This is a genomic window from Enterobacter sp. V89_11 (genome assembly GCF_029967775.1).
In the GTDB taxonomy this organism is placed as follows: Bacteria; Pseudomonadota; Gammaproteobacteria; order Enterobacterales; family Enterobacteriaceae; genus Enterobacter; species Enterobacter ludwigii.
Genome location: NZ_JASCAN010000010.1, coordinates 51,402 through 67,110 on the forward strand (window position 1 = coordinate 51,402; position 15,709 = coordinate 67,110).

Here is a 15,709-nt window from a genome sequence, read left to right on the forward strand (position 1 = left end):
TATTAGTCATCAATAAGGGAATAAATCACCCAAAAAATAACGCACTGTTACCCGGAAGGTGAACAATGAAAAACCTGCATGCACTGACTATTTTTGCGCGTGTCGCAGAAATGCAGAGCTTTACTCAGGCGGCAGAGAGCCTGGGCATTAAGAAAGGCCGCGTTTCAACGGTCGTACGTGAGCTTGAGCATGACCTCGGGACGACGCTGTTGCACCGGACTACCCGTGCGGTACAGCTGACCGAAGACGGTCGGGCTTTTTATTCCCGCGCCCGGGATTTGTTGTCAGATGCTGAAGATCTACAGTCCATGTTCGCGCCTGGCGGCATGTCACTGCGGGGACGTTTACGCGTCGATATGCCAGCAGTGTTGGCCCAAAGCGTAGTGATTCCCGCCCTGCCACAACTGCTGGACGCGCATCCTGAACTTGAAATAGAACTTTCAAGCACAGACCGGCGAGTCGATCTGGTTCAGGAAGGCTTTGACTGCGTAATTCGTTTTGGGCCCATTGTTGATGAGACCCTCATTGCCCGACCGCTGGGTCAGTTACGGATGATTAACGCCGCCAGCCCACGCTATCTGGAGCGCGTCGGGGTGCCCGAGACGATTGACGACCTGCTTCGTCAGGGACACCGAATGGTGCATTACATGCGAAATTTTGGTGCCCGGCCTGATGGCTGGCAATACCCGGACGGTGATGGCTACCGGTCCGTCATGTTACCCGGCGCCGCGCGGGTCAACAGCGTACCGGCCTATCATGAAGCCGGGCTGGCGGGTCTGGGCTTAATTCAGGGCGGGTATTCCGCGCTGGCGCCCCATATCCAGCGCGGCGCGCTGGTTGAAGTGCTTCCCCATTTGCCTCCTGAACCGCTTAATGCCGCTTTTGTGGTCGCCCATCGGCGCAATTTATCGCAGCGTGTCAGAGCTTTTATGCACTGGACGGAAGTCATTTTAAAACCGTACTTTGATTAATATCCTGCTAAAGATATTCACGCTAATTGTCGGAGGCCGGACGGCAATATTATCTCGTTCAGGGACGTTTCTTGTGAAAGGAATATACAGCGCAAATGCGAATAATGACTAAAACTGGCAGTTGATTGTTATTTGCGTGGCTTTTAAAATTTAATTGCAAGGTATTTATTAAATTTTAATTAGGGACATAAAAATGACAAGAAATACGCTTTTACTGACAATGATGGCCGCCTTTTCAGGCGCAGTATACGCAGGGGAAACGCAATTTACGCCGAATTTCTCACCTGACAGCGTCACCGTTTCAGCCTCGGGCGGAATGCTCAGCGGGAAATCCCATGAAATGGTGTATGACGACGTCACAGGCAGAAAAATCAGCCAGCTGGACTGGAAAATTAAAAACGTCGCCATCCTGAAAGGCGATATTTCCTGGGATGCGTACCCTTTCCTGACCCTGAACGCACGCGGCTGGACCTCGCTGGCATCCGGGTCGGGTCATATGGATGACTATGACTGGATGAACGAAAGACAATCCAGCTGGACAGATCATTCGACGCATCCGGCAACTAACGTCAATTATGCCAATGAATACGATCTCAATGTAAAAGGCTGGATATTGCAGGGCGAAAGTTATAAAGCGGGCGTGACTGCCGGTTATCAGGAAACCCGTTTTAGCTGGACGGCCACCGGTGGCTCTTATAATTATGATAACGGTACCAACACGGGGAATTTCCCGGCGGGCGAACGCGGTATTGGTTATAGCCAGCGCTTCTCAATGCCTTATATTGGGCTTGTGGGGCAGTATCGTATTAATAATTTCGAATTTAATGGCCTGTTTAAATTCAGTGACTGGGTGCGCGCTCATGATAACGACGAGCACTATATGCGCGACCTGACCTTTCGCGAGAAAACCTCAGACTCTCGCTATTATGGTGCGTCAGTGGATGCAGGATATTACGTCACGCCACACGCCAAAGTCTTTGCCGAGTTCGCGTATAGCCGTTACAAAGAGGGCAAAGGCGGCACGCAGATTATTGATACTAACACGGGCGAATCCGGGTCAATTGGCGGTGATGCGGCGGGCATTTCCAACAAAAACTATACCGTTACCGCCGGTCTGCAATACCGGTTCTGATTTCGCGCAACGCATCAGGCCAGCGTAAACATTCACAGGCCCCTGACGGGGCCTTTTTCGATGCGCTGCTTTACTTCCGCAGGTGCGCGCCCCTTCATGACGCCGATTTTGGTCGCAGATCCTCGTCAAACTCCAGACGTTTTCGACCGGGCTCCACTTCGCGCAGGGGTTCGACCTGATGCAGGGTCAGCTTGCAGCGATCCACCAGCACCTGATACTCACGCGTGCCCTGCTTCTTCCAGGCAATTTCCTGCTCGCTCAGCACACGTATCGCTTTTGCCGGACTGCCAATGATCAAATGGTTGGCGGGCATCTCCGCTTTCGCTTTCACAAAGGCCGCCGCGCCGACAATGCTGTTTTCGCCAATCACCGCGCCGTCCATGACCACTGCGTTCATCCCTACCAGGGCGTTACGGCGGATAATACAGCCGTGCAGAATCGCGCTGTGGCCGATATGGCCATCCTCTTCCACCACCGTGTCCTGCTCCGGGAAACCGTGCATGACGCAGTTATCCTGAATGTTCGCGCCGTCTTTCACCACAATCCGGCCAAAATCGCCGCGCAGGCTGGCATTCGGGCCAACATACACGCCTTTGCCCAGGATCACGTCGCCGATGAGCACCGCCGTCGGGTGAACGTAGCTCTCATCAGGCACCACCGGCGTCAGACCGTCAATTTGATAAACGGGCATCTCCACTCCTTATACGATAGTAAGACCACCAAAGCGTTGATAGTAGAGCGTGCCGGGCACAGGCAGTTCGCCGACGGAGGTTTCACCTTTCTCGCTGACAAACGCCAGCGCCCCCGGTGCCACACGCTGATAAATATTAATGCACAGCTGTCGCGCACTTTGTCCGGCCCAGTGTGCAGGCAATAACTCTTCCGGCAACAGCGGGTCTTTCAGCACCACGCGACGGTAAAAATGGATCAGCAACAGCTGGATCTGGAAGCAGCGTTCCGGCGTTAATTCGTCCGGCGCGGCCTCTTTCAGCAGCGGCAGAAGAGGACGGAACGAGTGGATAAACGTCTCGTACATCGCGTTCTGTTCGGTCAACTGCCAGCACTCCTCCACCCGGGCACGCAGCGCCGCGCGGGACAGCGCCAGCGGCGAATGGGCCTCGAAGAAGATGACGTTTTCCGCCACGCCTGCGTCGTGTAAAAGCGACTGCACATCCGCCAGATGCTGCGACGGGGAGGCCATCAGGCTGGGAGCCAGGGTGCCAAAACCCTGCCAGATCAGCTGCTTTTTGACGTCAGCAAGGGTGGTTTTGTCCAGACCTTCCGAAAGCAGCAACAGCCACTTGCCGTCCCATGCGGGGAGTTCAGACCGGTAGATTTTACTCTCCGCGCGGCGGGTCAAACGCAGCCCTTTGTCGCTCAGCCGGTAAAAGCTGCGTCGTCCGATGCGCGACACATCCAGCCAGCCCTCTTTGTTAAGACGAAACAGCGCAGTGCGCACAAAACGCTCGCCAAACCCCATGCCTTCCAGTAAGGCGGCGAGGCTACCAAGCCAAATCTCGCCGCCGCGATGTGAAAGCGCGTCACCGTATAATGAGGAGATAAGCGACGTTCCGCTAACGGGAACCGAGCTAACCGCGTGCTGGATAAAGGCATCGAGTTTATTCATGTGATTCATTCTGTTGTTATTTTTGGTCTGGATGAATCATAGCATATTCCCCTCACCCCGGCCCTTTCCCAAAGGGAGAGGGAGACAACGTCCCTTCCCCCCTCTGGGGAGAAGGTTAGGATGAGGGAAGCTCAACCGTTAGCCGCAACTTTACGCAAATCAAACACCCGACAGGCTTTGCCCTCTGAGCGCGGGATACTGCCGCAGTTGACAATCATCACGTCGGTGGAGATCCCGACCATCGATTTAATCCGATGGCGCAGCTGATGGCACACCTGGCAGCGCTGCTCGTGGGTCAGGGTCAGACTGCTCTCTTTGAGCTCCACCTTCACGGAAAGTGAATCAAGATGACCGCGGCGATTGACCTCCAGCTGGTAGTGCGGGGAGAGGTGTTCGAACTTCACGATCTCCTCTTCCAGCTGGGACGGGAAGACGTTGACGCCGCGGATGATGAGCATATCGTCACTGCGACCGCTGATCCTGTCCATACGACGCATGGTGCGGGCGGTCCCAGGAAGCAGGCGCGTCAGGTCGCGGGTGCGATAACGAATAACCGGCAGCGCCTCCTTGGTCAGCGTGGTGAATAGCAGTTCGCCCTGCTCGCCATCATTAAGCGGCGTACCGTCGTTCGGGTTGACGATCTCCGGATAGAAATGGTCTTCCCAGATGGTCGGACCGTCGGCGGTTTCGATACACTCCATCGCCACGCCTGGCCCCATGACCTCGGAAAGCCCATAGATATCCAGCGCGGTGATCCCCAGACGTTTCTCGATTTCGCGGCGCATGGCCTGCGTCCACGGCTCTGCGCCAAATACCCCCACACGCAGGGAGCAGGCGCTGGCATCGCCTCCCATCTGGCGCTCCAGCTCTTCGATAAGATTGAGGCAGTAGGATGGCGTCACCATGATCATGTCCGGCTGGAAATCGCGGATCAGCTGCGCCTGTTTCTCCGTCTGGCCGCCGGACATCGGGATAACAGTCGCCCCTAAACGCTCTGCGCCATAGTGCGCGCCCAGTCCTCCGGTAAACAGGCCATATCCATAGGCCACATGAATTTTGTCTTTCGCACTGCCGCCCGCGGCGCGCAGAGAACGGGCCACCAGGTTGGCCCAGTTGTCGATGTCATGCTGGGTATAACCGACGACGGTTGGCTTTCCGGTGGTGCCGGAAGAGGCGTGAATACGCACCACCTGCTCCATCGGTACGGCAAAGGTATCGAACGGATAGTTATCACGCAGGTCCTGCTTGGTGGTGCACGGGAACTTACGGATATCTTCCAGCGTTTTAAAATCGTCAGGGTGAACGCCCGCGGCGTCAAACTTGCGTTTGTACATCGGAACGTTGTTATAGGCGTGATGCAGCGTCCATTTCAGACGCTCGGTTTGCAGCGCCTGTAATTCGTCAATGGAGGCCGTTTCGATCGGATCAAGCTTTGTTGTATTTGTCATTGTAGGGTACTCACACTGTTATTCGCTCAAACACGCTCAAGGATCATGGCAATGCCCTGACCCACACCGATGCACATCGTACACAGCGCATAGCGCCCGTTGCGTCGATGCAATTCATTGCTCGCGGCCAGCGCCAGTCTGGCACCGCTCATGCCCAGCGGGTGGCCCAACGCAATGGCCCCTCCGTTCGGGTTGACGTGTTCAGCGTCATCCGGCAATCCCAACTGACGTAACACGCCCAGCGCCTGAGAAGCGAAAGCTTCGTTAAGCTCAATCACGTCCATATCGTTGATGCTGAGCCCGGCACGTTCCAGCACTTTGCGGGTGGCTGGCACCGGTCCTAAGCCCATCAGACGTGGCTCCACGCCAGCGGTAGCCATCGCCACGATCCGCGTGCGCGGGACAAGCCCTTGCGCGTGCGCCATCGACTCGCTGGCGATAATCAACGCCGCAGCGCCATCGTTTACACCGGAGGCGTTACCCGCCGTCACGACACCGTTCTTGCGAAACGGTGTTTTCAGCGCGGCAAGTTGTTCAAGCGTGGTATCAGCACGGGGATGCTCATCTACCGAAACTTCCGTAATCGTTCCTTTTTTGCCGGGCACCTGCACCGGCACAATCTCCTGCGCCAGAATGCCGTTCTGCTGCGCCTGAGCAGTACGCTGCTGGCTGCGCAGCGCGAAAGCATCCTGATCGGCCCGGCTGATATTTAACAATTCAGCTACATTCTCTGCCGTTTCCGGCATGCTGTCAGTTCCGAATTGCTGATGCATGAGCGGATTCACAAATCGCCAGCCGAGTGTGGTGTCGAAAATCTCCGCCTGACGCTGGAACGCCGCCGTGGCTTTACCCATTACAAACGGCGCCCGGGACATTGACTCGACGCCGCCTGCAAGCAGCATGTCGCCATCGCCCGCCCTGATTGCCCGCGCGGCAAAGCCAATCGCGTCAAGACCCGAACCGCACAGGCGGTTCAGCGTGGTGCCGGAGACCGTCTGAGGCAGTCCGGCCAGCAGCAGCGACATACGCGCCACGTTGCGGTTATCTTCCCCCGCCTGGTTGGCGCAGCCGAAGATCACATCATCAATCCGCTCGAGGTCGAGCTGCGGATAACGGGCCAGCAGCGCACGCAGCGGCACCGCGCCGAGATCGTCGGCGCGAACGCTGGCCAGCGCCCCGCCATAGCGCCCCACCGGGGTTCGAACGCCATCACAAATAAAAGCGTCACGCATCAGGCTTCTCCTGTCACACTGCCGCCGATGCGGTGAGATTTTCCGCGAAACAGGGCAACGGTTTTCTGTTGTTGGTTCTGAATTTCAATGTCATACACGCCGGTCAGTTTGCCCTGATGCTTAACCCGCGCGGTGGCGGTCAGCGTGTCGCCGGCAAACCCCGGGCGCAGAAAATCGATTGAACAGCCTGACGCCACTGCCGCCAGCCCCTGGCTGTTGCAGGCGTAGGCAAAAGCGGTATCGGCCAGTGAAAACAGCTGTCCTCCGTGGCAGGTTTTGTGGCCGTTGAGCATCTGCGGGGTGATGGTCATCGTCACTACCGCGTAGCCATCGTCCATGTCGATGATGTCGATCCCCAGCGCCTGGGCGCAGGCGTCCTGTTCATACATAGTGCGGGCGTTATGCCAGGCGTTATGACTCATAGCTACTCTCCAGAAGCGCACGCTGGCGCAGCAGTGAACAAGGGCGATAGCGTTCTTCGCCGTAATGGCGTTGCAAATTCTCCAGCAGCGTTAACAGCCGTTGCCAGCCCAGACGCTCACCCCAGGCAATGGGCCCGTTCGGGTAATTCACGCCGAGGCGCATGGCGGTGTCGATATCCTTCTCGCTGGCCACCCCTTTTTGCAGCGCATCCAGCGCTTCGTTGGCGATCATCGCCACCGTCCGCCAGACCAGCAGACCGGGGTAATCGGCAATGCGCAGTACCCGGTGTCCCTGCTGTTGCAGGTACCAGACGGCTTTTTGCGTGGCGGTATGCGGGTTATCCGATGCGGCTGCGATCACCGCCACGTCGCGTTCAATGCGGTCAATCACCACGACCGGACAGTGAAAACGCCGGGCCAGCGCCTGAGCGGTCTCCCCCTGGGTTTCAATCAACAGGAGCTCATCTATTTCCGTGACACCGTCACCTCTTCGCTGCACACGCATGGGGGTAAAGCTGTCGTTTACTGCATCAAGCCACGGCACAGCCGGTATCTCACCGTGCCAGTCGTAAACGCCCTTCCCGCTTTTTTTGCCCAGCCGCCCCGCCAGCACCAGTTCCTGCTGCACCAGCGACGGCAGGAAACGACGTTCCTGCCAGAAGGCATTGAACACGGAACAGGTCACCGCAAAGTTGACGTCCTGACCAATCATGTCGGTCAACTCCAGCGGTCCCATCGGGAAACCGCCGCCGTCGCGCAGCGCGGCATCAATCACTTCTGGCGCGGCGACCTGCTCTTCCAGGGCGCGCCAGGCTTCAGAATAGAACGGACGCGCAACGCGGTTGACGATGAACCCTGGCGTTGACTGACAGCGAACGGGCTGTTTCCCCCAGTTCAGCGCCAGCTCGCACAGCGCATCGGCCACTTCGGGCGATGTCGCCAGCCCGCTCACCACCTCGACCAGCTTCATTACCGGTGCAGGATTAAAGAAATGCAGCCCCGCGACGCGTTCCGGATGGTGAACATCCGCCGCAATCGCCGTAACAGAAATGGAGGAGGTATTGCTGGTCAGCAAGGTCTGCGGTGGGCAAATCTGAGCCAGTTGCGCAAATAGCGCTTTTTTGACGTCGATACGCTCAGACGCGGCTTCAATCACCAGATCTGCCGCGGCGAGCGCTTCGATATCCGTTACCGGCAGCAGCCTGGCAAGTATCTGGCTGCCAGCATCGGCGGAAAGTTTTCCGCGAGTCACCCGGGAGGCGAGACGCTGGCGGATCCCGTCAATCGCGCGTGAAATCGCGTCTGAAGCAATGTCATACATCAGAACCTGATGCCCATGACTCGCCGCGACTTCCGCAATTCCCGCGCCCATCGTGCCGCTTCCAATGACGGCGACAGTACGAACCGTGATCGCCATCTTATTTCCCCGTGAATGTCGGTGCGCGTTTGGCAAGGAAGGCGCTGACCCCTTCCCGGTAGTCGTCGCTGCGACCGGCCAGACGTTGATAATCCCGCTCCAGGTCAAGCTGGGCGTCGAGGGTGTTGGTCTCTGCCGCGTTAATCGCCTGCTTAATCAGCCCCAGACCAAAGGTGGGCTGAGAAGCAAAGTGCAGCGCCATCTGCTGGGCCGTGGCGGAGAGGTGTTCGTCATCCACCACCTGCCAGATCATCCCCCAGGCGTGTGCCTGTTCGGCGCTGAGTTTGTCTCCGAGCAACGCCAGTCCCATTGCGCGGGCGCGCCCGGCGACGCGCGGCAGGAACCATGTTCCCCCGCAGTCCGGCACTAATCCGAGCTTGCTGAAGGCCATCACAAAGGTGGCAGAACGGGCGGCAATGACCATGTCACACCCCAGTGCCAGCGTGGCCCCGGCCCCGGCGGCCACGCCGTTGACCGCGCAAATCACCGGTTTCGGCAACGTCGCAAGACGGCGAACCAGCGGGTTGTAGAACGTCTCCACGGACATTCCCAAATCCGGCGCCGGACCGTTAGGGTCGACGTTGCGGTCATTAAGATCCTGACCCGCGCAGAAGCCGCGCCCCGCCCCGGTAATAAGCAGACAGCGGATGGTGTCATCGCGCTCGGCCTGCTTCAGGCACTCAGCGAGTTGCTGATGCATCACGTCGTTAAAGCTGTTCAGACGCTCCGGACGGTTCAGTGTCAGGGTCATCACGCCTTGTTCTACATGACTGAGAATAAATTCCACGATTAGCGTCCTTTAAAGTCGGGGGTACGTTTCTGTAAGAATGCGTCGATGCCTTCTCGCCGGTCTTCAGTCGCTGAAAGCAGCGTAAACAGCTGTCGCTCCTGGACCAGTCCGGCCTGCAGGGAAACCTCCTGAGACTGGCGCAGCGCCTGCTTCGCCGCCTGGAGCGCCAGCGGTGAGTGTCGAGCCATCAGCGCCGCCTGTTTCAGGGCATATTCCAGCGTCAATGAAGCCGGGAACACATCGCTGACCAGCCCGGCGCGCTGCGCCTGCTGCGCGGTAATGCTCTCCCCGGTCAGCACCATTTTGCTGGCCAGCGATTTGCCCACGCTACGAATCAGGCGCTGCGTACCGCCCGCCCCGGGCATGATCCCGAGCGTAATTTCCGGCAGACCAAAACGGGCGTTATCCCCGGCAATCACCACGTCGCACAGCAGCGCAAGCTCGCAGCCCGCGCCCAGCGCGAAACCGTTGACGGCGGCAATCAGGGGTTTATTGAAGGCGTTGATCCGGGCCCACAGCTGGGGACGGATATCGTTCAGGGTGGCAGGCAGGTCTTTCTCCGCCATTTCGTTGAGATCTGCGCCGGCAGCAAAGCAGCGTGCGTTGCCGTAAATCACGCAAACGGAGAGATCGCGATCGGCCGCAGCGGCGTCGAGCGCGTCAGCAATCTGCTCTAACAGGGCGTTATTCAGCGCGTTGCGTGCCGCCGGACGGTTGAGCGTCAGCTGCAGGACACGACCATGACGGGTGACCATCAGTTCGCTCATGCCATCCCCCTGGAGTCGAAATCGACGATCACGTCAGCGGTTAACGGCAGCGACTGACAGCTCAGCACATACCCGGCTGCCAGTTCGTCTGGCTCAAGGCTGTAGTTCGTCGCCATATCAACTTTGCCACGCAGCACTTTGCATTTGCAGGTCGCGCATACGCCGCCCTTGCAGGCATACGGCAGGTCGGCGCCCTGACGCAGGGCGGCATCAAGAATGCTTTCATCGTTTGCCGTGAGGGTAATTTCCCGGTCGCGACCGTCCTGACGCACGGTGACTTTCTGCCCTTCAGCCTGCACGCTGACCGTGCGTTTGCCGGTCGAGCCTGGCGTATTAAAACGCTCAAGGTGAATCGATTTCTCTGGCATCCCCATCGCTTTCAGCGCCGCTTCCACATCGTCCATCATGGCCGACGGGCCACAAATAAAGGCTTCGTCGTACTGGCGGAAGTTGATCAGGGTTTTTGCCAGCGCCTGCAGCTTCTCACCGTCGATACGTCCATGCAGCAGATCGCTGTCGAGCACCTCCTGGCTGAAGATGGCGACCAGCTGCAGACGCTGCGGGTATTTGTCTTTCAGATCGGCAAGCGCCTCGCGAAACATCATGCTCTGGCTGCTGCGGTTGCCGTAGATCAGGGTGAAATGACTGTTCGGCTCGGTGGCGAGCGTGGCGGATAAGATGGCCAGCATTGGGGTAATGCCTGAACCCGCGGCAATGGCCAGATAGTGCCCTTCCCGGTCGGCGCGCGGCTGGTAACCAAACTGGCCCTGCGGCACCATGACCTCCAGCACCATGCCCTGTTTGATCTCATCCCGGGCATAGCGGGAAAAACGTCCGCCCTCGATGGCTTTCACCGCTACGCTGATCTCACCCGGCGCGGTACTGCGGCAGATAGAGTAGCAGCGACGCAGCTCATCCTCACCCAGCTTCGCTTTCAGGGTCAGGTGTTGTCCGGGACGAAAGCGATAGGCGTCCTGCAACGCCTGCGGTACCGCGAAAGTGATGGTCACCGCGTCGCGGGTTTCGGGTTCCACTTTTGCCACTGTTAATGAATGAAACGTTGTCATGGCAACCTCAAATACATTTGAAATAGTCGAAAGGCTCACGGCAGTCGTTGCAGCGATAAAGCGCTTTGCAGGCCGTCGAACCAAATTCACTGATAAGCGAGGTATGTGTGCTGGCACAGCGTGGGCAACTCACCTCGGCCGGGGCATGCGCGTGGCAGCTGTGGCCCACCGGTGGGCTGATGCCATATGCGCGCAGGCGTTCACGCGCATCCGCCGCCATCCAGTCGGTGGTCCAGGCCGGTTCGAGCTGAAGCACAATATGCACTGGCGTAAAGCCGTGTGCGGTCATCGCCTCGCGAATCGCGCCAAGCAAATGTTCCGTCGCCGGGCAGCCTGAATAGGTTGGCGTAAAGCCAATAACCCAGCCTTCGCCCTGCGCCGATACGCTACGCACCATGCCTAAATCGGTGATGGTTAACACCGGCACTTCCGGGTCCGGGATCTGGCTTAACAACGACCAGATTTGAGGGATCTCCGCGGGTGCAATCCCGGCAAAACGCTGCATCTTAACCTCCGTACTTACCACTGCTGACCCGGATGGGCGCGCTGGAGATACTGCATTTCTGCCAGCATTGGGCCGAGATGTTCGGTATGCAGCCCGCGCTTGCCCCCCGTGCGATACGCCACTTCCGACGGCACGCTCAGGGTGGCCTCCTGCAAACCGGAAAACACTTCCTGCTCCCACGGCTGACGAAGCTCGCGCGGATCAACCGCGACGCCGGAGGCAATCAACGCCAGCTCGACGTCATCGGCTTCAAACAGCTCGGCCGTAAACCGCCACAGGGTGTCGACCGCCTGCTGCATACGCTGTGAAGATGTTTCCGTTCCGTCACCCAGACGCACCAGCCAGCCACGACTGAAGCGCAGGTGGTAGCGCGCCTCTTTAATGGCTTTCGCGGCGATGGCGGCAAGCTGGCTGTCGCTGCTGTGGGTCAGGCGTTCATACAGCGCTACGTTCCAGGCATCCATAAAGTACTGGCGCGCGAGCGTGTCGGCGAAACTGCCGTTAGGCTGTTCCACCAGCAACACGTTGTGAAACTGGCGTTCATCACGCCCAAACGCCAGGGTGTCTTCATCGCCCTGACCTTCCAGCTCTGCGGCATAGGTCAGGAAATTGCGCGCCTGCCCCAGCAAGTCGAGACCGATGTTGGCGAGCGCGAGATCGATTTCCAGCTCCGGCGCGTGACCACACCAGGCGCCCAGACGCTGGGAGAGCACCAGACCGTTGTCGCCCAGACGCAGGGCATATGCGGATAATGTTTTCATCCCTGACCTCACATGTGCTCGATGCCATCAGGGATGGTGTAAAACGTAGGATGGCGGTAAACCTTACTTTCCGCCGGGTCGAAGAACTCGCCGCTCTCTTCCGGCTGAGAGGCGACAATCTCGCTCGCCTTCACCACCCAGATAGAGCAGCCTTCACTGCGACGGGTATAGGCATCACGCGCATTTTCCAGCGCCATGCGATCGTCGGCGGCATGCAGACTTCCCACATGACGGTGGGACAACCCTTGTTTGCTGCGTACGAACACTTCGTACAGCGGCCAGTAGACATTGCTCATCGTGTTTCCTCTTAAGCCACTTTGCGGGCGTGTTGTTTTTCCGCGTGCGCCAGTGCGGCTTCACGCACCCACGCCCCGTCTTCCCAGGCTTTACGTTTGGCAGCCAGACGTTCGTGGTTACAGATACCGCGCCCGTTAATGACCTCATCAAACTCGTGCCAGTCGATCTCGCCAAAGCGGTAGTGACCGCTCTCTTCGTCAAAACGCAGGTCAGGATCCGGAACCGTCATACCCAGCATTTCTACCTGCGGAACCGTGTTGTCGACAAAGCGCTGGCGAAGTTCGTCATTGCCGAAGCGTTTGATTTTCCAGGCGAGGCTGCGAGCGCTGTTCGGCGAGTTGTCATCGTTTGGGCCGAACATCATCAGAGCGGGCCACCAGAAGCGGTTAATGGCGTCCTGCAGCATCTGGCGTTGGGCGTCACTCCCCTGCGCAAGCGCCATACAGGCTTCAAAGCCCTGACGCTGGTGGAAACTCTCTTCTTTACAGATTTTCACCATCGCGCGGGCATAGGGGCCATATGAGGTACGGCAGAGCGCCACCTGGTTGACGATCGCCGCACCGTCCACCAGCCAGCCGATCACCCCGATATCCGCCCAGCTCAGGGTCGGGTAGTTGAAGATGGAGGAGTATTTCATCTTGCCGTCGAGCATCTTCTGGTAGATGTCTTCCCGCGCGCAGCCCAGCGTCTCGGCCGCGCTGTAGAGGTACAAACCGTGCCCGGCTTCGTCCTGCACTTTCGCCAGCAGGATCGCTTTGCGGCGCAGCGTCGGCGCGCGGGTGATCCAGTTTCCTTCCGGCAGCATGCCGACAATTTCGGAGTGCGCGTGCTGACCAATCTGGCGGATCAACGTCTTACGATAGGCATCAGGCATCCAGTCCTGAGGCTCAATCGCCGTCTCCTGCGCTATGCGCTGCTCAAAGCGTTGTTCTTGCGTCACGTCATCACCTTTATGATTCGATTATTTGCCACCTAAAGTGAAATACTGAATCACTTCATTTTTTAAAAGTTACACAAAGGTTAAATATAACCCCAAGAAATGTTTCCCTATTTTGTGATGGTGCTCGCAAGGCTTTTTGCACAAGGCCTGCACAACGGGGCTTCCGGCCTTCCACTTCATTACGCTGGATCACAATGTTAACAATTCATTAAAACTCAGCTTGCTTTTTATGATTCATGATTAAACTATTGATAGTGAAATTACGTAACACTTGGAGATAAGCGATGCAGCAGTTAGCCAGCTTCTTGTCCGGCACCTGGCAGTCTGGCCGGGGCCGCGAACGTACTATCCATCACGCCATCAGTGGCGAAGCGCTGTGGTCCGTGACCAGCGAAGGGCTGGACATGGCGGATGCACGTCGCTATGCGATCGCGCGTGGCGGCGAAGCCCTGCGCGCCATGACCTTTATCGACCGGGCCGCCATGCTGAAGGCGGTGGCGAAACATCTGCTTAGTGAGAAAGAGACGTTCTATGCCCTGTCTGCCCAGACCGGGGCGACCCGAGCGGATAGCTGGGTGGATATTGAGGGTGGGATCGGGACGCTGTTCACCTATGCCAGCCTGGGGAGTCGCGAGCTGCCTGATGACACACTCTGGCCGGAAGATGAGCTGATCCCGTTGTCGAAGGAAGGCGGCTTTGCTGCGCGTCACGTACTGACGTCAAAATCGGGCGTGGCGGTCCATATCAACGCCTTTAATTTCCCGTGCTGGGGAATGCTGGAAAAACTGGCGCCCACCTGGCTTGCGGGGATGCCTGCCATTATCAAACCCGCCACCGCCACCGCGCAGGTCGCGCAGGCGATGGTGAAAGCGATTGTGGAGAGCGGTCTGGTGCCGGACGGTGCTATCAGCCTTGTCTGCGGCGGCGCGGGCGATCTGCTGAATCATCTCGACAGCCAGGATGTGGTGACCTTTACCGGCTCCGCCAGCACCGGCCAGAGCCTGCGCATTCACCCGAATATCGTGGCGAACTCCATTCCCTTTACCATGGAAGCCGACTCCCTCAACTGCTGCGTTCTGGGTGAGGATGTGACGCCGGAACAGCCAGAATTCGCGCTGTTTATTCGCGAAGTGGTACGCGAAATGACCGCCAAGGCAGGGCAAAAATGTACCGCCATCCGCCGCATAATTGTGCCTCAGGATCAGATGGATGCCGTCAGCCAGGCGCTGATCGCGCGGCTGCAAAACGTGGTCGTCGGCGACCCGGCAGAGGACGGGGTGAAGATGGGCGCGCTGGTGAACGGCGAGCAACGCGCGGACGTGCAGGAGAAAGTCGATCTGTTGATTGCGGCGGGTTGCCAGGTCAGACTCGGCGGAAAAGCCGATCTGCAGGCTGCGGGGGCATTCTTCCCGCCGACGCTGCTTTTCTGCCCACAGCCAGATGAAACCCCCGCCGTGCATTGCACCGAAGCCTTCGGGCCGGTCGCCACGCTGATGCCCTCCCGCAATTCAGACCACGCGATGCAGCTGGCACGGGCGGGTGGCGGGAGTCTGGCCGGTACGCTGGTCACCGCCGACCCGGCTATCGCCCGCCAGTTTATTGCCGGCGCGGCGCGGGCGCACGGACGAATTCAGATCCTTAACGCCGAATCCGCCAGGGAGTCCACCGGACACGGCTCTCCGCTGCCGCAGCTGGTGCACGGCGGTCCTGGCCGCGCCGGTGGCGGTGAAGAGCTGGGAGGACTGCGTGCGGTGAAGCACTATCTGCAGCGCACCGCCATTCAGGGCAGCCCGACCATGCTTGCCGCCATCGGCAAACAGTGGGTACGGGGTGCTGCGGTTCAGGAAGATCGCGTTCATCCGTTCCGGAAATACTTTGAAGAACTGCAGCCGGGCGACAGCCTGCTGACCCCGCGCCGCACCCTGACGGAAGCCGATATCGTTAACTTTGCCTGCCTGAGCGGCGATCACTTCTACGCCCATATGGACAAAATCGGCGCGGCAGAATCCATCTTTGGCGAACGGGTGGTACACGGTTACTTCCTGATCTCTGCCGCGGCGGGTCTGTTTGTTGATGCCGGCGTTGGGCCGGTGATTGCCAACTACGGCATGGAAAACCTGCGCTTTATCGAACCGGTTAAGCCGGGCGATACCATTCAGGTGCGCCTCACCTGTAAACGTAAAACGCTCAAGAAACAACGGACCGCCGATGAGAAGCCGACCGGCGTGGTCGAATGGGCCGTTGAGATCTTTAACCAGCACCAGCAGGCGGTCGCGCTCTACTCCATCCTGACGCTGGTGGCTCGCCAGCACGGCGACTTCTGACACGTTCCT

16 protein-coding genes are annotated in these 15,709 nt (G+C 58.5%); 3 read left to right on the forward strand and 13 right to left on the reverse strand.

Annotated elements, in window-relative coordinates:
* The first annotated feature begins 65 nt into the window (after window positions 1–65).
* Window positions 66–971 (forward strand): LysR family transcriptional regulator, encoded by a 906-nt coding sequence (locus QLG09_RS10060; protein ID WP_014169938.1) that lies wholly within the window; start codon window positions 66–68, stop codon window positions 969–971.
* Between the two features lie 193 nt (window positions 972–1,164).
* Window positions 1,165–2,103: an omptin family outer membrane protease gene (locus tag QLG09_RS10065; protein WP_025204278.1), complete on the forward strand. Its 939-nt coding sequence runs from the start codon at window positions 1,165–1,167 to the stop codon at window positions 2,101–2,103.
* Window positions 2,104–2,197: 94 nt separating this feature from the next.
* On the opposite strand, the gene paaY is transcribed toward QLG09_RS10065, so the two are convergent.
* The 13 genes from paaY to paaA all read right to left on the reverse strand — a co-directional run bounded on the left by paaY (window position 2,198) and on the right by paaA (window position 13,376).
* Window positions 2,198–2,794: a phenylacetic acid degradation protein PaaY gene (paaY, locus tag QLG09_RS10070; RefSeq protein WP_020884237.1), complete on the reverse strand. Its 597-nt coding sequence runs from the start codon at window positions 2,792–2,794 to the stop codon at window positions 2,198–2,200.
* A gap of 9 nt (window positions 2,795–2,803) precedes the next feature.
* Window positions 2,804–3,739 carry a phenylacetic acid degradation operon negative regulatory protein PaaX gene (gene paaX, locus QLG09_RS10075; protein WP_044867798.1) on the reverse strand — a complete coding sequence of 312 codons (936 nt, stop codon included), beginning with the start codon at window positions 3,737–3,739 and terminating at the stop codon, window positions 2,804–2,806.
* A 122-nt stretch (window positions 3,740–3,861) separates the two neighbouring features.
* Window positions 3,862–5,178 carry a phenylacetate--CoA ligase PaaK gene (gene paaK, locus QLG09_RS10080; RefSeq protein WP_014169934.1) on the reverse strand — a complete coding sequence of 439 codons (1,317 nt, stop codon included), beginning with the start codon at window positions 5,176–5,178 and terminating at the stop codon, window positions 3,862–3,864.
* Between the two features lie 26 nt (window positions 5,179–5,204).
* Window positions 5,205–6,410: a 3-oxoadipyl-CoA thiolase gene (gene pcaF, locus QLG09_RS10085; RefSeq protein ID WP_020884239.1), complete on the reverse strand. Its 1,206-nt coding sequence runs from the start codon at window positions 6,408–6,410 to the stop codon at window positions 5,205–5,207.
* Complete coding sequence (gene paaI, locus QLG09_RS10090; RefSeq protein WP_020884240.1) at window positions 6,410–6,832, reverse strand: hydroxyphenylacetyl-CoA thioesterase PaaI; 423 nt, start codon at window positions 6,830–6,832, stop codon at window positions 6,410–6,412. Before paaI ends, pcaF begins: the two co-directional genes overlap by 1 nt.
* Window positions 6,822–8,249: a 3-hydroxyacyl-CoA dehydrogenase PaaH gene (gene paaH, locus QLG09_RS10095; RefSeq protein WP_020884241.1), complete on the reverse strand. Its 1,428-nt coding sequence runs from the start codon at window positions 8,247–8,249 to the stop codon at window positions 6,822–6,824. The genes paaI and paaH overlap by 11 nt, the downstream gene beginning before the upstream one ends.
* Before the next feature lies 1 nt (window position 8,250).
* Complete coding sequence (gene paaG, locus QLG09_RS10100) at window positions 8,251–9,039, reverse strand: 2-(1,2-epoxy-1,2-dihydrophenyl)acetyl-CoA isomerase PaaG (RefSeq protein WP_025204280.1); 789 nt, start codon at window positions 9,037–9,039, stop codon at window positions 8,251–8,253.
* Window positions 9,039–9,806, reverse strand: coding sequence for a 2,3-dehydroadipyl-CoA hydratase PaaF (gene paaF, locus QLG09_RS10105; protein ID WP_014169929.1), 768 nt, complete (start codon window positions 9,804–9,806; stop codon window positions 9,039–9,041). The genes paaG and paaF overlap by 1 nt, the downstream gene beginning before the upstream one ends.
* Complete coding sequence (gene paaE / locus QLG09_RS10110) at window positions 9,803–10,873, reverse strand: 1,2-phenylacetyl-CoA epoxidase subunit PaaE (RefSeq protein WP_282488873.1); 1,071 nt, start codon at window positions 10,871–10,873, stop codon at window positions 9,803–9,805. The genes paaF and paaE overlap by 4 nt, the downstream gene beginning before the upstream one ends.
* 7 nt (window positions 10,874–10,880) lie before the next feature.
* Complete coding sequence (gene paaD, locus QLG09_RS10115) at window positions 10,881–11,378, reverse strand: 1,2-phenylacetyl-CoA epoxidase subunit PaaD (protein WP_183516389.1); 498 nt, start codon at window positions 11,376–11,378, stop codon at window positions 10,881–10,883.
* Window positions 11,379–11,392: 14 nt separating this feature from the next.
* A complete protein-coding gene (paaC, locus tag QLG09_RS10120; RefSeq protein WP_025204284.1) occupies window positions 11,393–12,139 on the reverse strand; it encodes a 1,2-phenylacetyl-CoA epoxidase subunit PaaC in 747 nt (248 codons plus the stop codon).
* Between the two features lie 8 nt (window positions 12,140–12,147).
* Window positions 12,148–12,435: a 1,2-phenylacetyl-CoA epoxidase subunit PaaB gene (gene paaB / locus QLG09_RS10125; protein WP_003857353.1), complete on the reverse strand. Its 288-nt coding sequence runs from the start codon at window positions 12,433–12,435 to the stop codon at window positions 12,148–12,150.
* Window positions 12,436–12,446: 11 nt separating this feature from the next.
* Window positions 12,447–13,376: a 1,2-phenylacetyl-CoA epoxidase subunit PaaA gene (gene paaA / locus QLG09_RS10130; RefSeq protein WP_014169925.1), complete on the reverse strand. Its 930-nt coding sequence runs from the start codon at window positions 13,374–13,376 to the stop codon at window positions 12,447–12,449.
* A gap of 284 nt (window positions 13,377–13,660) precedes the next feature.
* Between paaA and paaZ the strand changes: the two genes are divergently transcribed.
* Window positions 13,661–15,700, forward strand: coding sequence for a phenylacetic acid degradation bifunctional protein PaaZ (paaZ, locus tag QLG09_RS10135; protein WP_272755030.1), 2,040 nt, complete (start codon window positions 13,661–13,663; stop codon window positions 15,698–15,700).
* The last annotated feature ends 9 nt before the right edge of the window (window positions 15,701–15,709 follow it).

Bases quoted from the DNA above. Each gene is read 5' to 3' on its own strand.
- QLG09_RS10060 (WP_014169938.1), top strand. From the start codon at position 66: ATGAAAAACCTGCATGCACTGACTATTTTTGCGCGTGTCGCAGAAATG.
- QLG09_RS10065 (WP_025204278.1), top strand. From the start codon at position 1,165: ATGACAAGAAATACGCTTTTACTGACAATGATGGCCGCCTTTTCAGGC.
- paaY (WP_020884237.1), bottom strand. From the start codon at position 2,794: ATGCCCGTTTATCAAATTGACGGTCTGACGCCGGTGGTGCCTGATGAG.
- paaX (WP_044867798.1), bottom strand. From the start codon at position 3,739: ATGAATCACATGAATAAACTCGATGCCTTTATCCAGCACGCGGTTAGC.
- paaK (WP_014169934.1), bottom strand. From the start codon at position 5,178: ATGACAAATACAACAAAGCTTGATCCGATCGAAACGGCCTCCATTGAC.
- pcaF (WP_020884239.1), bottom strand. From the start codon at position 6,410: ATGCGTGACGCTTTTATTTGTGATGGCGTTCGAACCCCGGTGGGGCGC.
- paaI (WP_020884240.1), bottom strand. From the start codon at position 6,832: ATGAGTCATAACGCCTGGCATAACGCCCGCACTATGTATGAACAGGAC.
- paaH (WP_020884241.1), bottom strand. From the start codon at position 8,249: ATGGCGATCACGGTTCGTACTGTCGCCGTCATTGGAAGCGGCACGATG.
- paaF (WP_014169929.1), bottom strand. From the start codon at position 9,806: ATGAGCGAACTGATGGTCACCCGTCATGGTCGTGTCCTGCAGCTGACG.
- paaE (WP_282488873.1), bottom strand. From the start codon at position 10,873: ATGACAACGTTTCATTCATTAACAGTGGCAAAAGTGGAACCCGAAACC.
- paaD (WP_183516389.1), bottom strand. From the start codon at position 11,378: ATGCAGCGTTTTGCCGGGATTGCACCCGCGGAGATCCCTCAAATCTGG.
- paaC (WP_025204284.1), bottom strand. From the start codon at position 12,139: ATGAAAACATTATCCGCATATGCCCTGCGTCTGGGCGACAACGGTCTG.
- paaB (WP_003857353.1), bottom strand. From the start codon at position 12,435: ATGAGCAATGTCTACTGGCCGCTGTACGAAGTGTTCGTACGCAGCAAA.
- paaZ (WP_272755030.1), top strand. From the start codon at position 13,661: ATGCAGCAGTTAGCCAGCTTCTTGTCCGGCACCTGGCAGTCTGGCCGG.